At 73.9% G+C, this 19321-nt stretch carries 22 protein-coding genes; 9 read left to right on the top strand and 13 right to left on the bottom strand.

All coding sequences use genetic code 11. From position 1 onward, the window contains the following. Positions 1–66: 66 nt before the first annotated feature. The 4 genes from egtA to egtD are packed head-to-tail and all read left to right on the top strand — an operon-like array spanning position 67 to position 4268. Positions 67–1269, top strand: a complete 1203-nt coding sequence (gene egtA / locus J2S42_RS04430; protein WP_307235470.1) for an ergothioneine biosynthesis glutamate--cysteine ligase EgtA — start codon at positions 67–69, stop codon at positions 1267–1269. Continuing rightward, a complete protein-coding gene (egtB, locus tag J2S42_RS04425) occupies positions 1262–2560 on the top strand; it encodes an ergothioneine biosynthesis protein EgtB (protein ID WP_307235468.1) in 1299 nt (432 codons plus the stop codon). The genes egtA and egtB overlap by 8 nt, the downstream gene beginning before the upstream one ends. Next, complete coding sequence (egtC, locus tag J2S42_RS04420; RefSeq protein WP_307235467.1) at positions 2560–3309, top strand: ergothioneine biosynthesis protein EgtC; 750 nt, start codon at positions 2560–2562, stop codon at positions 3307–3309. The genes egtB and egtC overlap by 1 nt, the downstream gene beginning before the upstream one ends. Continuing rightward, on the top strand, positions 3306–4268 hold the full coding sequence (gene egtD, locus J2S42_RS04415) for an L-histidine N(alpha)-methyltransferase (RefSeq protein WP_307235466.1): 963 nt from the start codon (positions 3306–3308) through the stop codon (positions 4266–4268). The genes egtC and egtD overlap by 4 nt, the downstream gene beginning before the upstream one ends. A 46-nt stretch (positions 4269–4314) precedes the next feature. Here the strand turns inward: egtD and J2S42_RS04410 are convergent, their stop codons facing one another. Both J2S42_RS04410 and J2S42_RS04405 read right to left on the bottom strand, forming a co-directional pair. Continuing rightward, positions 4315–4560, bottom strand: a complete 246-nt coding sequence (locus J2S42_RS04410) for a zinc ribbon domain-containing protein (protein ID WP_307235464.1) — start codon at positions 4558–4560, stop codon at positions 4315–4317. An 83-nt stretch (positions 4561–4643) separates the two neighbouring features. Further along, positions 4644–4859, bottom strand: coding sequence for a hypothetical protein (locus J2S42_RS04405; protein ID WP_307235462.1), 216 nt, complete (start codon positions 4857–4859; stop codon positions 4644–4646). Between the two features lie 107 nt (positions 4860–4966). Between J2S42_RS04405 and J2S42_RS04400 the strand changes: the two genes are divergently transcribed. Both J2S42_RS04400 and J2S42_RS04395 read left to right on the top strand, forming a co-directional pair. Then, the gene (locus J2S42_RS04400) at positions 4967–5545 is read left to right on the top strand and encodes a DUF5709 domain-containing protein (RefSeq protein WP_307235460.1); all 579 of its coding nucleotides are present in this window, start codon (positions 4967–4969) and stop codon (positions 5543–5545) included. A 17-nt stretch (positions 5546–5562) separates the two neighbouring features. Beyond that, positions 5563–6000 carry a hypothetical protein gene (locus tag J2S42_RS04395; protein ID WP_307235459.1) on the top strand — a complete coding sequence of 146 codons (438 nt, stop codon included), beginning with the start codon at positions 5563–5565 and terminating at the stop codon, positions 5998–6000. 30 nt (positions 6001–6030) lie between these two features. On the opposite strand, the gene map is transcribed toward J2S42_RS04395, so the two are convergent. Together map and J2S42_RS04385 are read right to left on the bottom strand one after the other, a co-directional pair. After that, a complete protein-coding gene (map, locus tag J2S42_RS04390; protein ID WP_307235457.1) occupies positions 6031–6816 on the bottom strand; it encodes a type I methionyl aminopeptidase in 786 nt (261 codons plus the stop codon). 62 nt (positions 6817–6878) lie between these two features. Then, positions 6879–7352, bottom strand: a complete 474-nt coding sequence (locus tag J2S42_RS04385) for an XdhC family protein (RefSeq protein WP_307235456.1) — start codon at positions 7350–7352, stop codon at positions 6879–6881. 260 nt (positions 7353–7612) lie between these two features. Here J2S42_RS04385 and J2S42_RS04380 point away from each other — a divergent pair, with 260 nt between their 5' ends. Continuing rightward, positions 7613–9181 (top strand): nitroreductase family protein, encoded by a 1569-nt coding sequence (locus J2S42_RS04380; RefSeq protein WP_307235454.1) that lies wholly within the window; start codon positions 7613–7615, stop codon positions 9179–9181. Between the two features lie 70 nt (positions 9182–9251). Next, positions 9252–9638 (top strand): VOC family protein, encoded by a 387-nt coding sequence (locus J2S42_RS04375; RefSeq protein ID WP_307235452.1) that lies wholly within the window; start codon positions 9252–9254, stop codon positions 9636–9638. A 4-nt stretch (positions 9639–9642) separates the two neighbouring features. Here J2S42_RS04375 and J2S42_RS04370 read toward each other — a convergent pair whose 3' ends face one another. Continuing rightward, positions 9643–9957, bottom strand: coding sequence for a hypothetical protein (locus J2S42_RS04370; protein ID WP_307235450.1), 315 nt, complete (start codon positions 9955–9957; stop codon positions 9643–9645). A 175-nt stretch (positions 9958–10132) separates the two neighbouring features. Between J2S42_RS04370 and J2S42_RS04365 the strand changes: the two genes are divergently transcribed. Next, on the top strand, positions 10133–10597 hold the full coding sequence (locus J2S42_RS04365) for a heme-degrading domain-containing protein (RefSeq protein ID WP_307235448.1): 465 nt from the start codon (positions 10133–10135) through the stop codon (positions 10595–10597). Between the two features lies 1 nt (position 10598). Here J2S42_RS04365 and J2S42_RS04360 read toward each other — a convergent pair whose 3' ends face one another. The 8 genes from J2S42_RS04360 to J2S42_RS04325 form a co-directional block, all read right to left on the bottom strand. Further along, a complete protein-coding gene (locus tag J2S42_RS04360; protein ID WP_307235446.1) occupies positions 10599–10757 on the bottom strand; it encodes a hypothetical protein in 159 nt (52 codons plus the stop codon). A 36-nt stretch (positions 10758–10793) separates the two neighbouring features. Continuing rightward, entirely contained in the window at positions 10794–12413 is a 1620-nt protein-coding gene (locus J2S42_RS04355) for a molybdopterin-dependent oxidoreductase (RefSeq protein WP_307235444.1), read from the bottom strand. A gap of 2 nt (positions 12414–12415) precedes the next feature. Continuing rightward, positions 12416–13051 (bottom strand): fasciclin domain-containing protein, encoded by a 636-nt coding sequence (locus J2S42_RS04350; protein WP_307235442.1) that lies wholly within the window; start codon positions 13049–13051, stop codon positions 12416–12418. Between the two features lie 675 nt (positions 13052–13726). After that, the gene (locus J2S42_RS04345; protein ID WP_307235440.1) at positions 13727–15226 is read right to left on the bottom strand and encodes a PrsW family glutamic-type intramembrane protease; all 1500 of its coding nucleotides are present in this window, start codon (positions 15224–15226) and stop codon (positions 13727–13729) included. Then, positions 15223–16125 carry a hypothetical protein gene (locus J2S42_RS04340; RefSeq protein WP_307235438.1) on the bottom strand — a complete coding sequence of 301 codons (903 nt, stop codon included), beginning with the start codon at positions 16123–16125 and terminating at the stop codon, positions 15223–15225. Before J2S42_RS04340 ends, J2S42_RS04345 begins: the two co-directional genes overlap by 4 nt. Before the next feature lie 496 nt (positions 16126–16621). Beyond that, positions 16622–17068, bottom strand: a complete 447-nt coding sequence (locus J2S42_RS04335) for an SPW repeat protein (protein WP_307235436.1) — start codon at positions 17066–17068, stop codon at positions 16622–16624. A 70-nt stretch (positions 17069–17138) separates the two neighbouring features. Continuing rightward, a complete protein-coding gene (locus J2S42_RS04330; protein WP_307235434.1) occupies positions 17139–18554 on the bottom strand; it encodes a M28 family peptidase in 1416 nt (471 codons plus the stop codon). Positions 18555–18791: 237 nt separating this feature from the next. Then, a complete protein-coding gene (locus J2S42_RS04325; protein WP_307235432.1) occupies positions 18792–19247 on the bottom strand; it encodes a MarR family winged helix-turn-helix transcriptional regulator in 456 nt (151 codons plus the stop codon). Positions 19248–19321: the final 74 nt, after the last annotated feature.

The raw sequence follows: 19321 nt of genomic DNA, 5'->3' as shown, positions 1-19321 counted from the left end.
TTCAACATCGATTCACTTCGCCGCGTGGTGGTGTGTGCACCGAAAGTCATGGGTATCGTCGGGATCATGCTGGAACTATCCGCGATCTCCGATGCCGCGGAACACGTCAGCGGCATCTGCTTCAAGACCGGGCCACCACGGCGGATCGGCGTCGAACTCGAATGGACGGTGCACCACGCGGCGGCACCGTCGTCGCCGCTCACCATCGAGGATCTGCGGCACGCGCTCGGGCCGTACGCGCCCGGCACGCTCGGCAACCCCGCACCCCGGACGCTTCCGGGCGGCGGCACCGTCACGGTCGAACCGGGCGGTCAGGTCGAGCTCTCCTCCGCCCCGGCCGGCTCGCCGGCCGCGCTGTACACCGCGGTCGAAGCGGGACGCGCGGCCCTCGGCGACCGCCTCGCCCGCGCCGGTCTCGCGCTCGGCGGCACCGGCCTCGATCCCCACCGCCCACCTCGCCGCCTGCTGCACACGCCACGGTACGGCGCGATGCAGCGTCGGTTCGACCGGCGCGGCCACCACGGGCGGATCATGATGTGCAGCACCGCCGGCCTCCAGGTCTGCCTGGACGCGGGCCGGCCGGCCGACGTGGCCCGGCGCTGGGCCGCGGTGCACGAGTTCGGGCCGCCGCTGCTGGCCGCGTTCGCCACCTCCCGGTTCCGGGCCGGCCGGGACACCGGCTGGGCGTGCGGGCGGATGGCGGTCTGGTACGGCATGGAACCCGGCCTCACCCGCCCGGTCGGCACCGGCGCCGACCCGGCACAGACCTGGGCCCGGTACGCGCTGGACGCACCACTGCTCTGCCTGCGCCGCGACGGCGGCGACTGGGACGCGCCACCGGGCCTCACGTTCGCCGGCTGGATCCGCGGCCGGCTGCCCCGCCCGCCCACGGTCGAGGACCTGGAGTACCACCTCGGCACGCTCTTCCCACCGGTACGCCCGCGCGGCTACCTGGAGATCCGCTATCTGGACGCGCAGCCCGGCGACGAGTGGATCGCGCCGGCCGCGATCCTGGCCGCGCTGCTCGACGACGCCGTGCTCGACCGGGCCCGCGACCTGGCCGCCCCGGCCGCCGACCGCTGGCGGGAGGCGGCCCGGGACGGGCTCACGTGTCCCGCGGTCGGCGCCGCCGCGGCCGGCCTGCTGGACCTGGCCTGCCGCAACCTCGACCGCATCGGCCTGCCCGCGCGGCTGCGCGACCGGGTCGCCGACATCGCCGGGCGGCGGCTGGCCGCTCGATCCCGCAAGGAGCCGCAGACCCATGACTGACCTTCGACTGAGCGTCGCCGCGGAACTGGAGCGCGCCCGCGCCCGCACCGAGACGCTGATCGAGGCCGTGGACGACGACGACCTGATCCGCCAGCACTCGCCGCTGATGTCGCCGCTGGTCTGGGACCTGGCGCACGTAGGCAACCAGGAGGAGCTGTGGCTGGTCCGCGACGTCGGCGGTCGCGAACCGGTCCGCCGGGACATCGACGAGCTCTACGACGCGTTCAAGTATCCGCGCCGGGACCGTCCCGCGCTGCCGCTGCTCAACCCGGCCGAGGCCCGCGCCTATGTCCGGCAGGTCCGGGCCAAGGTCCTGGACATCCTGGACACGGTACGGATGGACGGCCGGCCGCTGGTGGCGGACGGCTTCGCGTTCGGGATGATCGTCCAGCACGAGCAGCAGCACGACGAGACCATGCTCGCCACCCACCAGCTGCGGGCCGGTGCGCCGGTCCTGGCTGCCGGGGCGCCCCCGGCCGGGTCCGTGAAGATCAAGGACGAAGTGCTGATACCCGGTGGACCGTTCACCATGGGTACGGACGTGGAGCCGTGGGCGCTGGACAACGAGCGCCCGGCGCACGCTGTCGACGTGCCCGCGTTCGTCATCGACGCCGCGCCGGTCACCAACGCGCGCTATCGAGAGTTCATCCGGGCCGGCGGGTACGACGACGAGCGCTGGTGGGGCGTGGACGGCTGGGCGCACCGGATCGCGGCCGGGCTGACCGGGCCCGCGCACTGGAACACGGACGGCGAGACGTACACCCGCTTCGGCCGCACCGAGCGGATCGTGCCGGACGAGCCGGTCGTGCACGTCTGCTGGTACGAGGCGCGCGCCTACGCCCGCTGGGCCGGCAGACGGCTGCCGACCGAGGCGGAGTGGGAGAAGGCGGCCCGGTTCGACCCGGCGACCGGCCGGTCCCGCCGTTTCCCGTGGGGCGACGACCCGCCGGAGTCCCGGCACGCCAACCTCGGCCAGCGGCACCTCAGCCCGGCACCGGTCGGCGCGTACCCGGACGGCGCGTCGCCGCTCGGCGTGCACCAGCTGATCGGCGACGTGTGGGAGTGGACCTCCTCGGACTTCCACGGCTACCCCGGGTTCCGCGCGTTCCCCTACCGGGAGTACTCGGAGGTGTTCTTCGGGCCGGACTACAAGGTGCTGCGCGGCGGGTCGTTCGGCACGGACGCGGCCGCCTGCCGGGGCACGTTCCGCAACTGGGACTACCCGATCCGGCGGCAGATCTTCAGCGGCTTCCGGTGCGCGCGCGACGCCCGCCCGGAGGAACTCGCCTGATGTGCCGCCACCTGGCGTACCTCGGGGAACCCGTACCCCTGGACGGTCTGCTCTTCGATGCGCCGCACGCGTTGTGCCGTCAGGCGTGGGCGCCACGCGACATGCGCGGCGGCGGCACGATCAATGTGGACGGATTCGGCGTCGGCTGGTACCCCGGCTCCGGCGGCGAACCGGTGCGCTACCGGCGCGCAACGCCGATCTGGTCGGACCCGTCGCTGATGGCGCTGGCCGCGGCGACGGCGTCCGGCGCGGTGCTCGCGGCCGTGCGGTCCGCGACCGCCGGCATGCCGGTGACCGAGGGGGCGGCCGCGCCGTTCGCCGAGGGCCGCTGGCTGTTCAGTCACAACGGGAAGGTGGCCGGCTGGCCGGACTCGGTGGCGAAGCTCGCCGAGCGGCTGCCGGTGCGCGACCTGCTCACGCTGGACGCGCCGACCGACTCCGCGCTGCTCTGGGCGCTGGTCCGGGACCGCCTGCGGGCCGGTGCGGAACCGGGCGGCGCGCTCGCCGGGACGCTCCGCGCCGTGCACGCCGCCGCCCCTGACTCCCGGCTCAACCTGCTGCTGACCGACGGCACCCGCGTCGCCGCGACCACCTGGGGGCACGCGCTGTCCTACCTGGACGGCCCCGGCTCGCTGACCGTCAGCTCAGAACCGCTGGACGACACACCCGGCTGGGCGGAGATGCCGCCACGCCATCTGCTGGTAGCGACCCGATCCACCCTGGACCTGACGCCGCTGGAGGCACCGTGAACCTGGAAGTCCACCTCGACGAGCGGGACCTCGCCGCCGCGTTACGCGCCGACGTCCGGACCGGCCTGACCGCCACCCCGAAGTGGCTGCCGCCGAAGTGGTTCTACGACGCGCGCGGCAGCGAGCTGTTCGACGAGATCACCCGGCTGCCGGAGTACTACCCGACGCGCGCCGAGCGCGCGATCCTGGCCGCCCGGTCCGCCGAGATCGCCCGGATCACCGAGGCGAAGACGCTGGTCGAGCTCGGCTCCGGGTCGTCGGAGAAGACCCGGCTGCTGCTCGACGCGCTGCTCACGCACGGCACGCTCGGCGCGTTCGTGCCGCTGGACGTGTCCGCGGCCGCGCTCGCCGACGCGGTCGCCCGGCTGGACGCGGCCTACCCGGCGCTGTCCGTGCGCGGCATCGTCGGCGACTACACCCGGCACCTGCACCACCTGCCGGACGGCGGCAGCCGGATGGTCGCGTTCCTCGGCGGCACGATCGGCAACCTGCTGCCCGCGGAGCGCGCGGGCTTCCTCGGCGACGTGCGCGGCGTACTGGACCCGGGGGAGTGGCTGCTGCTCGGCGCGGACCTGGTCAAGGACGTGCGGACGCTGCTGCCCGCCTACGACGACGCGGCCGGCGTCACCGCGGACTTCAACCGCAACGTGCTGCGGGTGATCAACCACCACCTCGACGCCGATTTCGAGCCGCAGCGCTTCGACCACGTCGCGGTCTGGGACGACGGCAACGAGTGGATCGAGATGCGGCTGCGGGCGCGGGAGCCCATGCGCGTACCGGTGCGGGGTCTCGATCTGGAGGTCGACTTCGCCCGCGGGGAGCTGCTGCGCACCGAGGTCTCCGCGAAGTTCCGGCCGGAGCGGCTGCGCGACGAGCTGGCGGCGGCCGGGTTCCGGCTGCGGCAGCGCTGGACCGACGACGACGGGCTGTTCACCGTCTGCCTGGCGCAGGCGGCCTGAACCGGTGGTGCCGCGGCGCGTGACGTCGCGCCGCGGCACCGCTCGCTCAGCGGACCGCGGCCTGGAGGCGGCGGGCCTCGTCCCGGCCGATCCGCGTCTCCGCGTGGCAGAACGCGTTCTGGCAGCGCACCACGTATTTCGTGCGCACCGGGATCAGCGGGATGAAGAACAGGCTGAACTTGGTGACCTCGCGGATCAGCAGCAGACTGCCGGACTGACCGCAGACGCGGCAGGTCTCCGGCACCCAGCCGAGCGACTCGGCCTTGGTGCGGAAACCGAAGATGAAGAACACGGGGAGCGCTCCAGGTTGTCGGACGGCCCTGACACATCGACTGTGCCAGGGCCGGGGCAGCGTCTCGTTCGGGCCGGCCTGGTTCAGTTCGGGCCGGTCGGGCCGGTGAAGTCGGTCCGCAGCGCGCGGTCGGTGTCCTCCCGGCGCCGGTCCACGTCCTCGATGCCCGCGTCGTTGCCGGTCGGGTCGTCGGTCTGACCGTCCGCCGGTGACGTCGCGACCGCGGCGGCCAGCTCGGACAGCGGCAGCCGCTCCTCGTCCCGCCAGACCCCGTCCGGCTTCTGTTCCGCGTTCGTCATGCGGCATCCCTCCGTCGTTGCGTGCCGTGCTTCGCCCGGTCGGCGTACCCGTCGTCACCGTGCGCAAACACGCGTGTGGAATCCGGCAGTCTGGGTAGACCGCAGACATGTCCGACAACACCTATCCGCAGCCGGTCTCCGACCCGGAGACCGAGGGTCTGCCCGATACCGCCGACGACGACTCCACCGCCCGGGACGACGTGGCCAGCGGCCGCATCGCGGACGGTCCCGACCCGGCCGCGCTGCCGCTCGACCGCGACGACCGGCCGCTGGCCGTCGACGCGTTCGGTACCACGCCGGAGGAGGCCCGGCAGGGCGAGTCGCTCGACCTGAAGATCGGCCGTGAGGTGCGCGACCCGGCCCTGGACGAGGCCGCGACCCGGGCCGACACCCGCCCGTCGCCGACGTCCGCGGAGTCGTTCGACCCGGACGCGGCCGGTACCGAGGTGGACGCCATCGACCGCGACACGCCGCTCGACGACGGCGGTCCGGTCGACCCGAACCTGGACTCGCCGGTCTCGATGTACGACACCGGCATCGGCGACCGCCCGGTCGGCCGGCTCGTCGCACCGGACGAAGGGCTCGAGGAGGACCGGGAGGCCGATTCGGTGGCGTACGACGCGGGCGCGGCCGGTGGTGGCGCGACCGCCGAGGAGTTGGCGATTCACCCGATCCCGGACCGCTGAGGCGGCAAAATGATCAGATGAGCGTCAGTCTCGACGAGTTCGTCGCCTCCGACTCTTATCAGGCCGTGCTGCACGACGTGCTGTCCCGCTGCGGCCTGCCGCTGCACAGCGGCCCGGAGCCGGCGGTCCTCGGCGAACTCCTCAGGCAGGACCTGGACGCGGCCGGCGTCGGCGTGCGCGAGCTCGCCGGCGTCGTCACCACCCACGGCGCGGAACTGGCCCGCTACGTGCAGCTGAAACTGGTCGCCTACCTGCGCGACCACGAGGGGGACTCGCGGCTGGTCACGGACGATCTCTCACCGGCGTTCCTGGTCGGTCACATCGTCGAGTTCCATCTGCTGGCCGACCGCCCCGACGAACTCGAACGCTACGTCCGCCGTCTCCGCATCCCCAACGCCCGCCGCTACGCCGCCCGGGTCCGCACCATCTACGACCTCGCCCTCCGTACGGTCTAGCCACCGGTTCCCGGCGTGGCCGGGGCGGTCTCAGGCGGCCGGGGCCGTGGCGGGGCGGAGCGTGAGGACCTGGGGGCCGTCCGGGGTGATGGCGACGGTGTGCTCGGAGTGGGCGGTGCGGGAGCCGTCGGCGGAGCGGATGGTCCAGCCGTCCGCGTCGTAGGTGATCTTGTCGGTGGTCGCGCACAGCCAGGGCTCGAGCGCGAGCGTGAGGCCCGGCGTGAGCTTCATGCCGCGGCCGGCGCGGCCGGTGTTCGACACGTGCGGGTCCTCGTGCATGGTGCGCCCGATGCCGTGGCCGCCGAACTCGGAGTTGACCCGGTATCCGTACGAGTGCGCGACCTCGCCGATCGCGGCCGAGATGTCGCCGAGCTTGCCGCCGGGCTGCGCGGCCGCGATCGCGGCGTCCAGCGCGACCTCGGTCGCCTCGATCAGCTTCAGGTCGGCCGGGGCGGGCGTGCCGACCACGAACGACAGCGCCGAGTCCGCCACCCAGCCGTCGATGCCGACCGCCATGTCGATGCTGAGCAGATCGCCGTCGGCCAGCACGTAGTCGTGCGGCAGCCCGTGCAGCACCGCGTCGTTCACCGACAGGCACAGCACGTTCCGGAACGGGCCGCGCCCGAACGACGGCGCGTAGTCCCAGTAGCACGACTCCGCGCCGCGCTCCTTGATCCGCCGGCGGGCGTGCCGCTCGACGTCCATCAGGTTGACGCCGACCGCCGCGACCGTCTTCAGCTCGGCCAGCAGCTCACCGACGAACCGGCCGGTCACCGCCATCCGCTCGATCTCCGCGGCGGACTTCAACTCGATCACGGCAATCTCCCTCTGCGTACGGTATTTCTATACCGTCATTTTTATACCACGGTGGTACCGGCTCAGCGCGCGCAGGTCATCGGGACCGGCTCGGCCGGCGGGGTGGTGGCGGGCACCGGCGACCGTACGCCCTGGATGGGGCTGGTGGACGTGGCCAGCGGGCCGCCGGTGCGGTCGTGCGCGGCCGCGACGATCTCGGCGAGGACGGACAGCGCGGTCTCCGCGATCGAGGTGGCGCCGAGGTCGAGCCCGGCCGGGCCGCGCAGACGGCCGAGGCCGGGGATGCCGGACAGCCGGCCGAGACGCTGGGCGTGCGTGGCGCGGCTGCCGAGCGCGCCGACGTAACCGGCCGGGCCGGGCAGGGCGGCGCGCAGCGCGCGGTCGTCGATACGCGGGTCGTGAGTGATCGCGACGACCGCGTCGGCATCCGACGGCGGGTGCGCGGCCAGCCACTCCTCGGGCCACGCCCGGGCCAGCACGACCGGCCGGCCCGCCGCGCGGGCCCGGATGACGAACGGCCACACCTCGGTCAGCACCGGTCACGCCTCCTGTCGCCGTTCGCCGGGAACCGGGCCGGTTCCCGGCGAGTCGTGCCGCGTCCGGGTGAGTTACCCGGCCCGGGCCCCGGTAACCCGGACCGCACGCCGGTGAGCGGCGTGAGCGCCGGTAACCCGCCCGCGCGTCCGGCCCGCACCGGGACCGGGCCACGTGCCGGGGATCCGCGTCCTGCCAAGTGTGCCGCCGGCCGCCGGAAAACCGTTCACCGGTCGTGCAACGTGTCTGTCAGGATGGGCGCGTGAATCCTGACCTGGGCGCCGGCCTGCTGCACCGGCTGACGTCGTACCGGCCGGGTCGCGAGTGGGACGTCCCCGCGGACGACCCGCGCGTCCGGCACGATCTCACGCCGAACGATCCGGACACGTTCCCGCCGCCGGCCAAGGCGTACCCGCCGGGTCTCGAGCGCACCGCACTCCCGCGCGACCTGCCGGTGCCCCGGGTCGCGGCCACCGCCGTGCTGTCCGGTCACGCCGGTCCGGCCGCGCCGCTGGACGCGGCCGGCCTCGGCCGGATCCTGTTCCTCGGCGCCGGCGTGGTCCGCACCACCGAGCGGAACGGCCGGTCGTGGCTGTTCCGCGCGTCCGGGTCGGCCGGAGCCCGGTTCCCGCTGGAGGTCTACGCGGTCACCACCGGCGTCGGTGGTGTCCGGGACGGCGTGCACTGGTACGACCCGGTCGCGCACGCGCTGGTCCGGGTCGGCCCGGCGACCGGAGGCGCCACCACGCTCGTGGTCACCGGTGTGCCGTGGCGGACCGGCTGGCGGTACGCCGAGCGCGGTTTCCGGCACCTGTACTGGGACGCGGGCACGCTGCTGGCGCAGCTCGAGGCCGCGGCGGTCAGTGCCGGGCACGCGCCCCGGCTGGTCACCCGCTTCCCGGACGCCCGGGTGCGTGACCTGGTCGGCGCGGACGGCGTGCACGAGTTCCCGCTGGCACTGCTCACGGTGGACGGTGCCGTCCCGGTCACCGAGCCCGCCGGCCCGGCCGCGCGGGGCACGCTGCCCGAGGTGGAGTTCCCGCTGATCACCGCGGCCCAGCGGGCCGGTGACTGCGATGTGCTCGGCGATCCCTGGCCCGTCGCGGCACCGACCGGCCCGCCATCACCGGCCACGCCCGCACAGCCACCCGCGGCGGAACGGCACCAGCCCGTCGCACCCGAACACCGGCCCACGGCGCCCGCACCGCAACCCCGCACCCGGGCCGGCACCGCGCACCCCGCCCCGCATGCCGACGGCGGCGACACGCTCGACGACGTGATCCGCCGCCGTGGCTCCCAGCGCCGGATGGACCGCTCCCGTACCGTACCCGCGCATGTTCTTGAATGGCCGCTCGCGGCCGCCCTGCGCGGCGTCGACGTGCCGCACTGGGTGGCGGTGCACGGCGTCGACGGCGTCCCGCCCGGCGTCTACCGCTGGCCGGATCTGGACACCCCGGTCCACGCCGGCGACCTGCGCGACGAGCTGACCCGGGTCTGTCTCGACCAGGCGCTCGGCGGGGACGCGGCCTACGTGGTGATCGCCGCGGTCGACGGCGCCGCGCTGGACGACCGCGGCTACCGGGAGGCCCAGCTGGCCGCCGGGATCGCGGAAGGGCGGCTGCACCTGGCCGCGTACGCGCTCGGCGCCACCGCGTCCGGCATGACGTTCCTCGACTCCGAGGTGCCCGGCCTGCTGCGCGCGGACGACACGCTCGTCACGCTGTTGTTCACCTGCGTCGGCGTCGCGGAGTACCGGTCGCGGCCCGGTGGCGGGCCGGGCACGCCGGTGGCGATTCGCAGCGTCGTGCCGCGGATGGGGACCGCGTCCTGACAGGACGGCCGTGGATGACTAGGTTGTGGCGAGACTTTCATCCACCGGTTTGACGGGAGGCCACCGCTCCATGCGCCTGGTCCACATTCTCGACTGCGTCGACCCGCAGCCGCTCGCCGAGTTCTGGTCCCAGGCGCTGGGGTTCCGGATCGGCGCCTGGGAACCGCCCTACCAGCGCATCGTCGACCCGGCCGGCCGCTGGCCCGACATGATCTTCCAGGCAGTCCCGGAGGAGAAGCGCGGCAAGAACCGCATGCACCTGGACATCCAGCTCACCGACATGCGCGGTGAGCTGGGCCGGTTCCTCGCGCTCGGCGCGCAGCTGGTCCAGGCGCCGCACGACGACAACGGTTACGAGATCGCGACGCTGGCCGACCCGCAGGGCAACGAGTTCTGCCTCGTCGTGCCGCCGCCGGGCTCCTACGACTACGACCACCTGAAGGCGATCGAGAGCTGAGCGGTCAGCCCTCCGGCGACACGTAGGACAGCGCGACCGTGTGCGTGCCGTCCCTCTCGACCGTGAGCGTGTACGTGTTCCACGGCTCCGCGTCCGCGCCCACGGTGTCGTCGTACAGCTTGATCAGCGTCAGGTCGAACTCCGGCAGCGACGCGACCGGCGTGACCGAACCGTCCGTGCCCACCACCGACAGTGACGAGGTGGAGTGACCGAGGTCAGCCTCGCCGGTCGCGACGATCCGGTCGCCGCCCTCCGGCAGCGCCGGGAGAAGCAGCTCCACCAGTGACTTGACGATCTCGTCGTGCCGTGGACCGTGCATCTGTGACTCCTCGTTCCCCGTGGCGGTGTTGCGGGGAACCTTACTGAACGTGTGCAACGGCCGGGCGTCACAAACGCGGTACGACGCACCCCAAGGGTCAAGATCACAAAGCGGCCGTCGGCATTCCGACGATTCGTGCGAAGATCAAAACCTAACGGACACGGAGGGTACGCAGATGAGCGACGCCGACCTGATCGCCCGCATCGAGGAGCAGGAGGAGCGGCTGCGGTTCGACCGCTTCGACAACGACGACGCGTGGCGGCTCGGCGTACTGCTGGCCGACACCGCCCGGGAACGCGGCCTCTCCGTCACGATCGACATCCGCCGCGGCGGCCAGCAGCTGTTCCACGCCGCGCTGCCCGGCACCGCGCCGGACAACGACCGCTGGATCGACCGGAAGGTGCGCGTGGTCGAGCGCTTCCAGGCCAGTTCCTACCTGGTCGGCCGTCGCCTCGCCGCGAAGGGCCGCACGCTCGACGAGAGCCAGGGTGTCGAACCGGCCGGCTACGCGGCGCACGGCGGTGCGTTCCCGATCCACGTCCGCGGCACCGGCGTGGTCGGCGTGGTGACCGTCTCCGGCCTGCCGCAGGCCGACGACCACGCGCTGGTCGTCGACGTGCTGGAGTCGTTCCTCCGCTGACTCAGCCCTGCGGCACGTGGGTGGCCTCGTCGCCGCTGATCACCTGGTTGGCCGGCGGTGGGCTCGCGGGCGTGGTGGCGCGCAGGTCCTCCGGCCGGGTCCGCTCGGGCATCCGCCGCCACCGCTCGGTCGCCGGCCGCGGCTCGTTCTTCGGCTTCATACCGTCATGATGGCACTCGCGCGCCGGTCGTGGGGGTCATGTCGCGGTCACCGAGATGGTGTGCCAGCCGGTGGCCCCGCTCGGGAACGGCGTGGCGCGCGCGTCGGTCTGCACCGCGCCGGTCCGGTCGGTGGCCCGGACCCGCAGCGTGTGCCCGCCCGGCGCCGGGGTCCAGGGCAGCCGCCACTGCACCCAGGTGTCGTCGGACGGCGGTGGCAGCACGGTCGCGGCCTGCCACGGCCCGTCGTCGATCTGCACCTGCACACCGGCGATCCCGGTGTGCAACGCCCAGGCGACGCCGGAGATCGTCACGCCGGTGCCGGACTCGAGCCGGGTGAACGGCGCCGGCCGGTCGATCCGGGACGCGGTCCTCGCCGGCGCCTCCGCGGCCCAGCCGCGCTCCACCCAGTACGCGTCGTACGCCGCGAACGTGGTCAGCTCCAGCTCGGTGATCCACTTGCAGGAACCGGCGTAGCCGTACAGCCCGGGCGTGAGCATCCGCACCGGGAACCCGTGCGTGAGCGGCAGCGGCTCGCCGTTCATGCCGACCGCGAGCATCGCGTCCCGGCCGTCCCGCACGACGCGCGTCGGCGTCCCGATCGTCATGCCGTCCGCGCCGCGCGCCACCAGCTGATCCGCGCCCGGGTCCACACCCGCCTCGTCGAGCAGGTCCCGCAACGGTACGCCGAGCCAGCGCGCGGTGCCGGTGTACGGCCCGCCGACCTCGTTCGACACACAGGTCAAGGTCAAGAATCGTTCCACGGTACGCCGGCGCAGCAGCTCGCCCAGGTCCAGCGTGACCGGGTTGCGCACCATGCCGTGGATGCGCAGCCGCCACTCCGCCGGATCGATCCGGGGCACGGTCAGCGCGGTGTCGACGCGGTAGAAGTCCGCGTTCGCGGTGACGAAGTCCGGTGGCGTGCCCGGCGGCAGCGGGGGAGCGGGCTCGGCCGGGGCGGGCAGCCGGACGGCGGCCCGGGACTCGTCCACGGACGTGGTCGCCCGACGGCGCAGCAGCGTGGTGCCGCCACCCGCCAGCACGGCTCCCGCGCTCACCGCCGCCGCGGTGGCCAGGAACCGGCGGCGGCCCGGCTCCACGGGCGCCGCAGCGCCGTCCGCGCCCCGCCGGCCGGTGCCGGTGGCGAGGCCGGGTTCCTGAGTCGCCGGGCCGTGCTCGCCGGCCCGCGGTCCGGCGCCGGTGTCGAGGCGGGGTTCTCCGGCCGGTGAGCCGTTGCCGGTGTGCAGCGCGATCAGTGCCGTCAGCGTGGCGGCCGCGGCCGCGCCCGCCAGCACCGACGGCGCCACGTCCACCGGTCCGGCGCCGGGCCGGGTCACCGCGGCCGCCGCGCCCGCCAGACCGAACGCCGCGAAACCGAGGACGCCCCACAGTGGACGGCGGTGCGCCGCCGGGCCGAGCGCGGCCGCGAGCAGTGCGGTCAGCACCGCGATGCCGGCCAGCAGCAGGGGCTTGTCGGCGGTACCGGCGGTGCGGACCGCGAACTCCTTCACCGGCGTGGGCGTGGCGTCGATGACGGCGGCGCCGACCGAGAGGACCGGGCTGGCCCCGGGCCGGGCCGCGGCGGCGAGAAGCTCGCCCGCCGCGACCCCGGCACCGGCCGCGATCAGCCCGCTGAGAAGGTCTGAACGCCGCCGCATGGTCAGCTCTTCGGCATGAGCACGGTGTCGATGATGTACACCGTCGCGTTCGCCGTCTGCACGTTGCCGCAGACCACGGCCGCGTTGCCGTTGACCGTGAACGACTCGCCGCTGCCCGCGACGGTCAGCTCGCCGCCCTGCAGCGTCGTGTGCGTGCCCGCGAGGTCCGCCGGCGCCAGCTTCCCGGACACCACGTGGTAGGTGAGGATGTCGGTCAGCTGCTTCTTGTCCGCCAGCACCTTGTCCAGGTCGGCCTTCGGGATCTTCCCGAAGGCGTCGTCCACCGGCGCGAACACGGTCAGCGCGGGCGCGCTGTTCAGCGAGTCGACCAGGCCGGCCTGCTTGACCGCGCTGACCAGCGTGGTCAGCAGCGGGTTACCGGACGCGGCGGTCGCGACCGGCACCTGCGCCATCGCCTGGAAGCTGCCCGCGTTCGCCGGATCGGTCGGCACGGACGCACACCCGGGCCCGAACTCCGCCGCCATCGCCGGTGCGCTGCTCGCCATCCCGGTCGCCGCGGGCGCGGGCGTGCCGGTCGCGCCGGTGCTGGTCTCCGCGTCGTCGCTCTGGCCGCAGGCCGCGAGCCCGAGACAGATCGTGGCCGCACTGGCGACAGCGATCATACGAATCGTACGCATGGTGAAATGTCCCCTCATAGAGATTTGAGTCCGGGTCAGGACCGTTGTGAGGGATTCGGCGACCCCCGGGCAGCGGATGGGTCCGGATTTCCCGGCATCCGCCGAACGGATCTCGGATGCGGGGCCGGTGCCCGGGGTCGTTGGCCTTCAGCTGCGGAAACGGCGTGGATGGTCCGGACCGAGATCGATGGAATGAACCTGAAATCCGGCTCGGCGGCTCGGCGGGCCGGTGGGCCGGTGGGCCGGTGGCGCGGCTGGTCGGTGGCTCGGTATCGCGTCGGTGCGTCGGCGCGGATCGTGCAGGAACGTCTGCCAGGCCGCGGTCGCGCGGGTCACCAGCCCGTCAGGCCTCCCACGCCGACCCAGCACGCGCCACGGCGTCCGTCAGGGTGCCGCACCGCCGCAGTCCTGTCGGCCATAGACGCCGCTGCGGGAACGGGAGTGCACAGGAAAGAACCGGCCACCGCCAGCCGGTCTCGCCGCGTTGCTCGCGGCCGCCGCTGTCGGCCTGCCCGCCGATCCAGCTCGGCGGACATCGCACATGCGCGCCACTCGCTCAGCATGATCGCCGTCAACATCGCGCCGCGCGTGCTGACGAGCATCGCAGTCAAGCCGTCCCCGGCCTGGCTCCGGCCGACGACGGTGGTGGGGGGTGTGCCGCCCCCGCCATCCGGATCAGCCGGTCACCGCGGCGAACTCAGCCTTCCGCGCCATCACTTGCCGCCGGAGCACGTCCAGCTCATCCGGCTGTGCTGAGGAAGCGCCCGGCTGCCCCGGGGCAACGCCCGGCGCCGCCGAGGCGATCCCCGGCGCCACAGCTCCCGGCCCGCCGGGCGCCGTGGCCGCGGCGGTCTCCGCGGCACCCGCGTCCCCGCGCAGCACCGCCCACCCGGCCGCCGCCAGGTCGTCCTGGGCCGCGAACAACCGGCCCAGCGCGCGGAGACCCGCCCACCCGGACCGCCGCGCCACGTCCGCCGACACCGACCAGCGCCGCACCGGGGAGAGCAGGACCGCGGCCTCCTCGGCCAGCACCGCGCCCCGCCCGGTCGCGGTCTCGGCGGCGAGCGCGGCGGACAGGCCGCCCCGTTCGGTGCGGGTCCCGGACCACAGCAGCCAGCCGCACAGCGCCAGCGCCGGGAGCTGGGTCGCCAGCATCACCAGCGGGGACACCACCAGCGTCCGCACCAGTGTCTCGTCGGCCGCTCCGGTCACGTACCCGCGGATCATGATGTTGCTGAACGCGTGCGTGCCGATGGCCGCGAGGAATCCGCAGGTGACGATGATCCGGCGGAGTTTCGGCACGCCGATCTGGCGGGTCGCGCCGAAGGCGGCACCGGTCAGCGCCGTGAACGCGGTGTCGCCGGCCAGCAGCCCGACGACCTGGTGCGTCCAGTACGGGAACACGCCACCGGTCGCGACCGTGAGCGCGAGGTTGACGCCGAGGCCGGCCGCCGCGCCGAGCGCGAGCCCGGACGGCACGCCGGTGATCCGCTGCCGGGCGAGCAGGAGGAGCACGCCCACGCCGGCGCCCTTGCCGAGCTCCACCGCGGCCGCGCCGAGGATCTGCAGCAGCGTGTCGGCCTGCCAGCGCGCCTCGAGGATGTCCCGGGCGTCGTCCGCGTCCGGGGCGAGCGTGCCGGGCAGCCAGTCGGCGAACCAGATGTTCATGGCGTGGCCGAAGCCGTAGGCGACCGTGGCACCCCAGGCGAACGCGGCGGTCAGCAGCCACCACGGCATCCGGCGCACCGGCTGCGCCCGGCCGGTCAGCCACAGCCCGGCCGCGGTCGTCGGCACGCACAGCAGCAGCCAGAACGCGTGGCCGGCGTAGGTGGCCGCGGCCAGCACCAGGTACGGCGAGAGCAGCGCCACGGAGGCGAGCACGCCGATGACGAACAGCGGTAGCCGGGCGCGTTCCGGCCCGGCCGCGAGCCGGATCACCAGCGCGGGCAGCGTGAGCGCGGCCGCGACGATCCCGCCGGTCACCGCGGCCCAGAACGACGTGTGCACGTGCGCCGGCCACACGTCGGAAAGGATGCCGAAGACCGGCACGCCGTCCGTGTACGACCACGCGTGGCGCATCCGCTCCGCGTCGTAGATCATCTGCACCAGGTACGCGCCGGTCATCCCGAGCGACACGAACACCAGCGGCGCCGAGCGCAGATCTCCGGCCCTCATCGGGTCACCGACGGCGTGGGCGACGGCGCCGTCACCGGCGTGTCGGACGGTATCCCGGCCGGCGGCGTCACCACGGCCGGCGTGCCGGCGAACCCGGCCACGAACGCGCTGAAGATCAGCACGATGCCGGCACCGCCGCCGAGCAGCATGGTCCGCAGCCGGGGGAAGGCCTCGAAGCCGGCCGGCCGCCCGCCGTAGCGGCCGGACACGGCCCGGAACAGCTCCGCGATCGCCCAGACGCGCGGCGGCCGGCCGCGACGGCGCAACCGGAACGAGAAGACCGTGGCGGCCGTGGCGTACCCGGCCGCCGCGACCATCAGCCCGGCCGGGACCCAGACCAGCGGCGTGAACCGCGTGTCCAGGTACTCGCCCTGGTCCAGGTTCGGCGTCGCGCCCAGGACCACGGTCGCGTGCATCGCGGCCGCACCGGCCCAGAGCAGCACGATCAGCACGTCGTGCACCAGGTACAGCCCGGCCAGCAGCGCCACCGCCACCACCGCGGTCACCGCGCCCGCGACGACGAGCACGGTGCCCACCTCGTCGGTGTGCCCGGCGTACGTACTGGAGTAACCGTCCGGATCGCTCCGCTGGCCCAGGCCGTCCGCGACGTGCACGACCGCGAGGATCGCCAGCCAGGCCCCGCCGAGCAGCCGCGCCCACGGCGCGCGCACACCGGCCGTGACCGTGGTCGCCAGCGCCAGCAACGCCAGCGAACCATCGTTCTCGTAGGCCCAGGAGGAGTAGAGATCCGGCTCCACCACGTAGATGTGCAGCGCGTCGAGGGACACTCCGCCACCGCCCTCGAACGCCAGCGCGTCCAGTTCCAGCGCGACCGAGACCCACAGCCCGCACATCATCGCGCCGGCCAGCCCGATCCATCGCCCCGTACGATCGATCATCCGACGGAGGGTAGTGCAGCCGTCCCGCACACCGTCAATCCGGCCGACGCCCGCCCGCCCCGGCACGCCCGCCGGGTGATCCGCGCAACCCCTCACATGCCGATTTACCCGCTTCCGGCGTCTCACCTGCCGCACGCTCCCGCGGGCACCGGTCGGCCGCGGGCGGCCTCCCTGCACGATCCGTGGCCGCAAGACCCGAGACCACCACGCCGGAGCGATGCGGAACGCGCACCGGCGCCGGCCGGGACCGGGCGCGGCGACGGGGACTACCCACGCGCCGGCGGCCGGCACGCCGTCCTGGCGCGGGCGTGGCCGGCGCTCCGGGTGACGGCTCGAGGCGTGCGCGCTGATCGCACCTCACCACGGGACCGTCCCCTGGTCGGAGAGGAACGAGGCGGTGGGGCGGTCCGGTCCGACCGCGAGGTCGGTCGCGACGGGCTCTGCCGGTGTCAAGCGCGAGCACGGCCGGATCCCGGCCGGCCCGGTTCGCGGTCCGTCAGTCGCGGGTGACGCTGCGGGCCCGGCCCCCGGACGCGGCGCTGGCCAGGGCGAGCACCGCGATGACCGCGCCGGTCGCGTAGCTGGTCCGGGTGGCCGGCAGGTCGTCGTCGTAGCCGAGGAGGAACGGGGAGACGATCAGCCAGACACCGAGTGCCAGCTGGACCAGGCCGAGGCGGCTGGTGCGCGGCGGGGAGCCCAGGCGGGCGAGCGCCAGGACGGCGATCACGGCGCCGGTCACCAGCGTGTTCCAGAACGCGATGCCGTCGTGGCCCAGGACGAACGGTGCGACGGCCAGCCACACGCCGGCCACCAGCACGCCGATGTCGGTGATCAGCGAGAGGCGGCCGCCGGCCGGTCCCGGGTACGTGGGCGGCGCCGTCTCCGCGGTGAGTTCGTGGCCGGGCGGCCGTTCGCGGTTCTCCGGGCCTTTGATGTCGGGCATGACGGGTCCTCTGCTGGCCGGAACGGGTGGGGCACCGGCCCGCCTACCCCACCCGCCCGGGCACAAACGGCTACGCCGGCACCGGGTTCCGGGCGGTGGCGTAGGCGGCCGAGCCGATCAGCTCCATCGAGACCTTGAGGCGCTCCAGGCTGATGTTCTTCGCGATGGTGTCCTCCGGGCTGTGGTACGGCGGTTCGAGGATCGCCGGTGACTCCTCGCCGCGCCAGGAGAAGTTCGCGGACGCGATGCCGGCCTCCTGGAACGACTGGTGGTCGCTGGAGCCGCGCAGCGTGACCGGGGAGATCTGCGGGGCGTAGCCGAGCCGTTCCGCGGCCGCGGCGACCTCGTCGGTGGCCCGGTTTGCCAGGCCGGTGAAGGACAGCAGCCAGTAGCGGGTGGCCGGGTCCCAGCTGGTGGCGACCATGTCGTTCTGGAACACGGCGACGATCCGGTCCCGTTCGGTCTGCGGCAGCTGCGCCACGTAGTAGCGGGAGCCGATCAGCCCTTGCTCCTCCGAGCCCCACAGGCCGAACCGGAGCGTCGCGTTGACCGGCAGCCGGCGCAGCACGCGGGCGAGTTCCAGGTTGAGCACGGTGCCGGAGCCGTCGTCGTTCGCGCCGGGCGCGCCGATCACGGTGTCGTAGTGCGCGCTCACCATGACGACCGGGCCGGTGCCGTCCCCCTTGCGCCGCTCCGCGAGGACGTTGTGCGAGGTCAGCGCGCGGTGCGCGGTCGTGGTGACGGTGAGCTTGCGCAGCCGGCCCGCGGAGAGCAGCGCGCGCAGCCGGTGCTTCTGCGCCTGCGCCACGCCGACCACCGGAATCGGCACCGGCGTGGTCGCGGAGCCGGGCAGCGTAGGGCTGAACGCGGACGCACGCCGCGGCTCGACCAGGTCGGCGGGCAGGAAGATCACGGCCGCGGCGCCACGGGTGACCGCGAGCGCGACCGCGGCCTCCCGGTTCGCGGCCACGTAGTCGACCAGCAGAATCTTGCGGTGTACGTCCGCCGGGTAGTCGGCGTCGCCGCCCGCACCGGCGTCCAGCACCTCGCCGCGCACCGTGGTGCCGAGCGCGGCCTGGCCGGACGCGCCGGCCTGCCAGCACAGGTCGCGGGGCAGACCGCCGGGCACGTCCAGGTCGGCGAGGAACTTGTCCGCGACCGGGAACGGCTGCAGCGTGGTGTCGTAGCCGAGCCGGTCGAGAGTGTCCGCTATGTAGTCGGCCGCGCGCCTCTCCGAGCGGGTGCCGCCGATCCGCGGCCCGATCCGTTCGGACAGCACGCGCAGGTGGTCGAGCGCGCGCCGGGCGGACACCTCGCCGGCCACCTGGCGGTCGCCCGGGGTCAGCGCGGGTGGGCGGACCGCGCCCGGCCGCTGGTCACCGACCGCCCAGGCGGGTGCGGGCAGCGCGACACCGGCGGCGCCACCGGCCGCCAGCGCCAGCATGCGGCGGCGGCTGAGAAAGGACTTCGAGGCTGGGGTTTCCAAGGCTCCTCCTGGTTCCGGGGGCGGGTGACCCACCACAGGAAGAGACTAAGGTCGATCTTGAAGGCGGTCTATTGAATACCCGATAAATCGGCGGTACGGAGAAGAGGCTAGCCTCCTAGGATGCGCTAGGCGTGGCGGCGTGCGACACGCCGGACGGGCGCGGACCAGTGACGCCGGAAGCAGGCACCGCGAGTGCTGGATCAGCGAGTGCCGCAGCGCGTGCGGCGCCGGCCGGGATCAGCGGCCGCTGAGGTGCGCGCGCAGCGCGGCGGCGATCTCGCCGGCGGCGGTGAGCTGCTCCGGCGTGAGCGCGTCGACGAACAGCTCCCGTACCACCCGCAGATGCGGCACCGTGGCCGCGCGGAACGCCGCGCCGCCCTCCGCGGTCAGCACGATCAGCGCGCCGCGGTTGTCGCCCGGTGCGCCGGTGCGCGCGATCAGCCCGCGCCGCTCCATCCGCCCCAGGTGGTGAGAGAGCCGGCTGCGTTCCCAGCCGACGTGGCCGGCCAGTTCGGACGAGCGCATGCGGGTCTCCGGCGCCTCGCTGAGCGCGAGCAGCACCGTGTAGTCGCCGGCGCTCAGTCCGGTGTCGTCGTGCAGGCGCCCGGTCACCCGGGTGCGCAGCGCCTCGGTGGACTCGATGAACTCACGCCAGATGTGCAGCTCGTCACGATCGGGCAGTTTGCGGGGCATAAACCTCGACCTCCGGTAGTTGACGTGTCCATCATAGCTTCGATTGACGCGTCAATTACCTCGGAGGGCAGCGC

Origin of the sequence: Catenuloplanes indicus (assembly GCF_030813715.1) — a bacterium.
Classification (GTDB): domain Bacteria; phylum Actinomycetota; class Actinomycetes; order Mycobacteriales; family Micromonosporaceae; genus Catenuloplanes; species Catenuloplanes indicus.
This window is presented reverse-complemented; position numbering and strand designations above follow the sequence as displayed.

What these genes read in the sequence shown, in the direction of transcription:
- egtA (WP_307235470.1), top strand. Translation starts at nt 67, where the DNA reads ATGCTGGAACTATCCGCGATCTCCGATGCCGCGGAACACGTCAGCGGC.
- egtB (WP_307235468.1), top strand. Translation starts at nt 1,262, where the DNA reads ATGACTGACCTTCGACTGAGCGTCGCCGCGGAACTGGAGCGCGCCCGC.
- egtC (WP_307235467.1), top strand. Translation starts at nt 2,560, where the DNA reads ATGTGCCGCCACCTGGCGTACCTCGGGGAACCCGTACCCCTGGACGGT.
- J2S42_RS04405 (WP_307235462.1), bottom strand. Translation starts at nt 4,859, where the DNA reads ATGACGAACGCGGAACAGAAGCCGGACGGGGTCTGGCGGGACGAGGAG.
- J2S42_RS04400 (WP_307235460.1), top strand. Translation starts at nt 4,967, where the DNA reads ATGTCCGACAACACCTATCCGCAGCCGGTCTCCGACCCGGAGACCGAG.
- J2S42_RS04395 (WP_307235459.1), top strand. Translation starts at nt 5,563, where the DNA reads ATGAGCGTCAGTCTCGACGAGTTCGTCGCCTCCGACTCTTATCAGGCC.
- J2S42_RS04375 (WP_307235452.1), top strand. Translation starts at nt 9,252, where the DNA reads ATGCGCCTGGTCCACATTCTCGACTGCGTCGACCCGCAGCCGCTCGCC.
- J2S42_RS04370 (WP_307235450.1), bottom strand. Translation starts at nt 9,957, where the DNA reads ATGCACGGTCCACGGCACGACGAGATCGTCAAGTCACTGGTGGAGCTG.
- J2S42_RS04365 (WP_307235448.1), top strand. Translation starts at nt 10,133, where the DNA reads ATGAGCGACGCCGACCTGATCGCCCGCATCGAGGAGCAGGAGGAGCGG.
- J2S42_RS04360 (WP_307235446.1), bottom strand. Translation starts at nt 10,757, where the DNA reads ATGAAGCCGAAGAACGAGCCGCGGCCGGCGACCGAGCGGTGGCGGCGG.
- J2S42_RS04355 (WP_307235444.1), bottom strand. Translation starts at nt 12,413, where the DNA reads ATGCGGCGGCGTTCAGACCTTCTCAGCGGGCTGATCGCGGCCGGTGCC.
- J2S42_RS04350 (WP_307235442.1), bottom strand. Translation starts at nt 13,051, where the DNA reads ATGCGTACGATTCGTATGATCGCTGTCGCCAGTGCGGCCACGATCTGT.
- J2S42_RS04345 (WP_307235440.1), bottom strand. Translation starts at nt 15,226, where the DNA reads ATGAGGGCCGGAGATCTGCGCTCGGCGCCGCTGGTGTTCGTGTCGCTC.
- J2S42_RS04340 (WP_307235438.1), bottom strand. Translation starts at nt 16,125, where the DNA reads ATGATCGATCGTACGGGGCGATGGATCGGGCTGGCCGGCGCGATGATG.
- J2S42_RS04335 (WP_307235436.1), bottom strand. Translation starts at nt 17,068, where the DNA reads ATGCCCGACATCAAAGGCCCGGAGAACCGCGAACGGCCGCCCGGCCAC.
- J2S42_RS04325 (WP_307235432.1), bottom strand. Translation starts at nt 19,247, where the DNA reads ATGCCCCGCAAACTGCCCGATCGTGACGAGCTGCACATCTGGCGTGAG.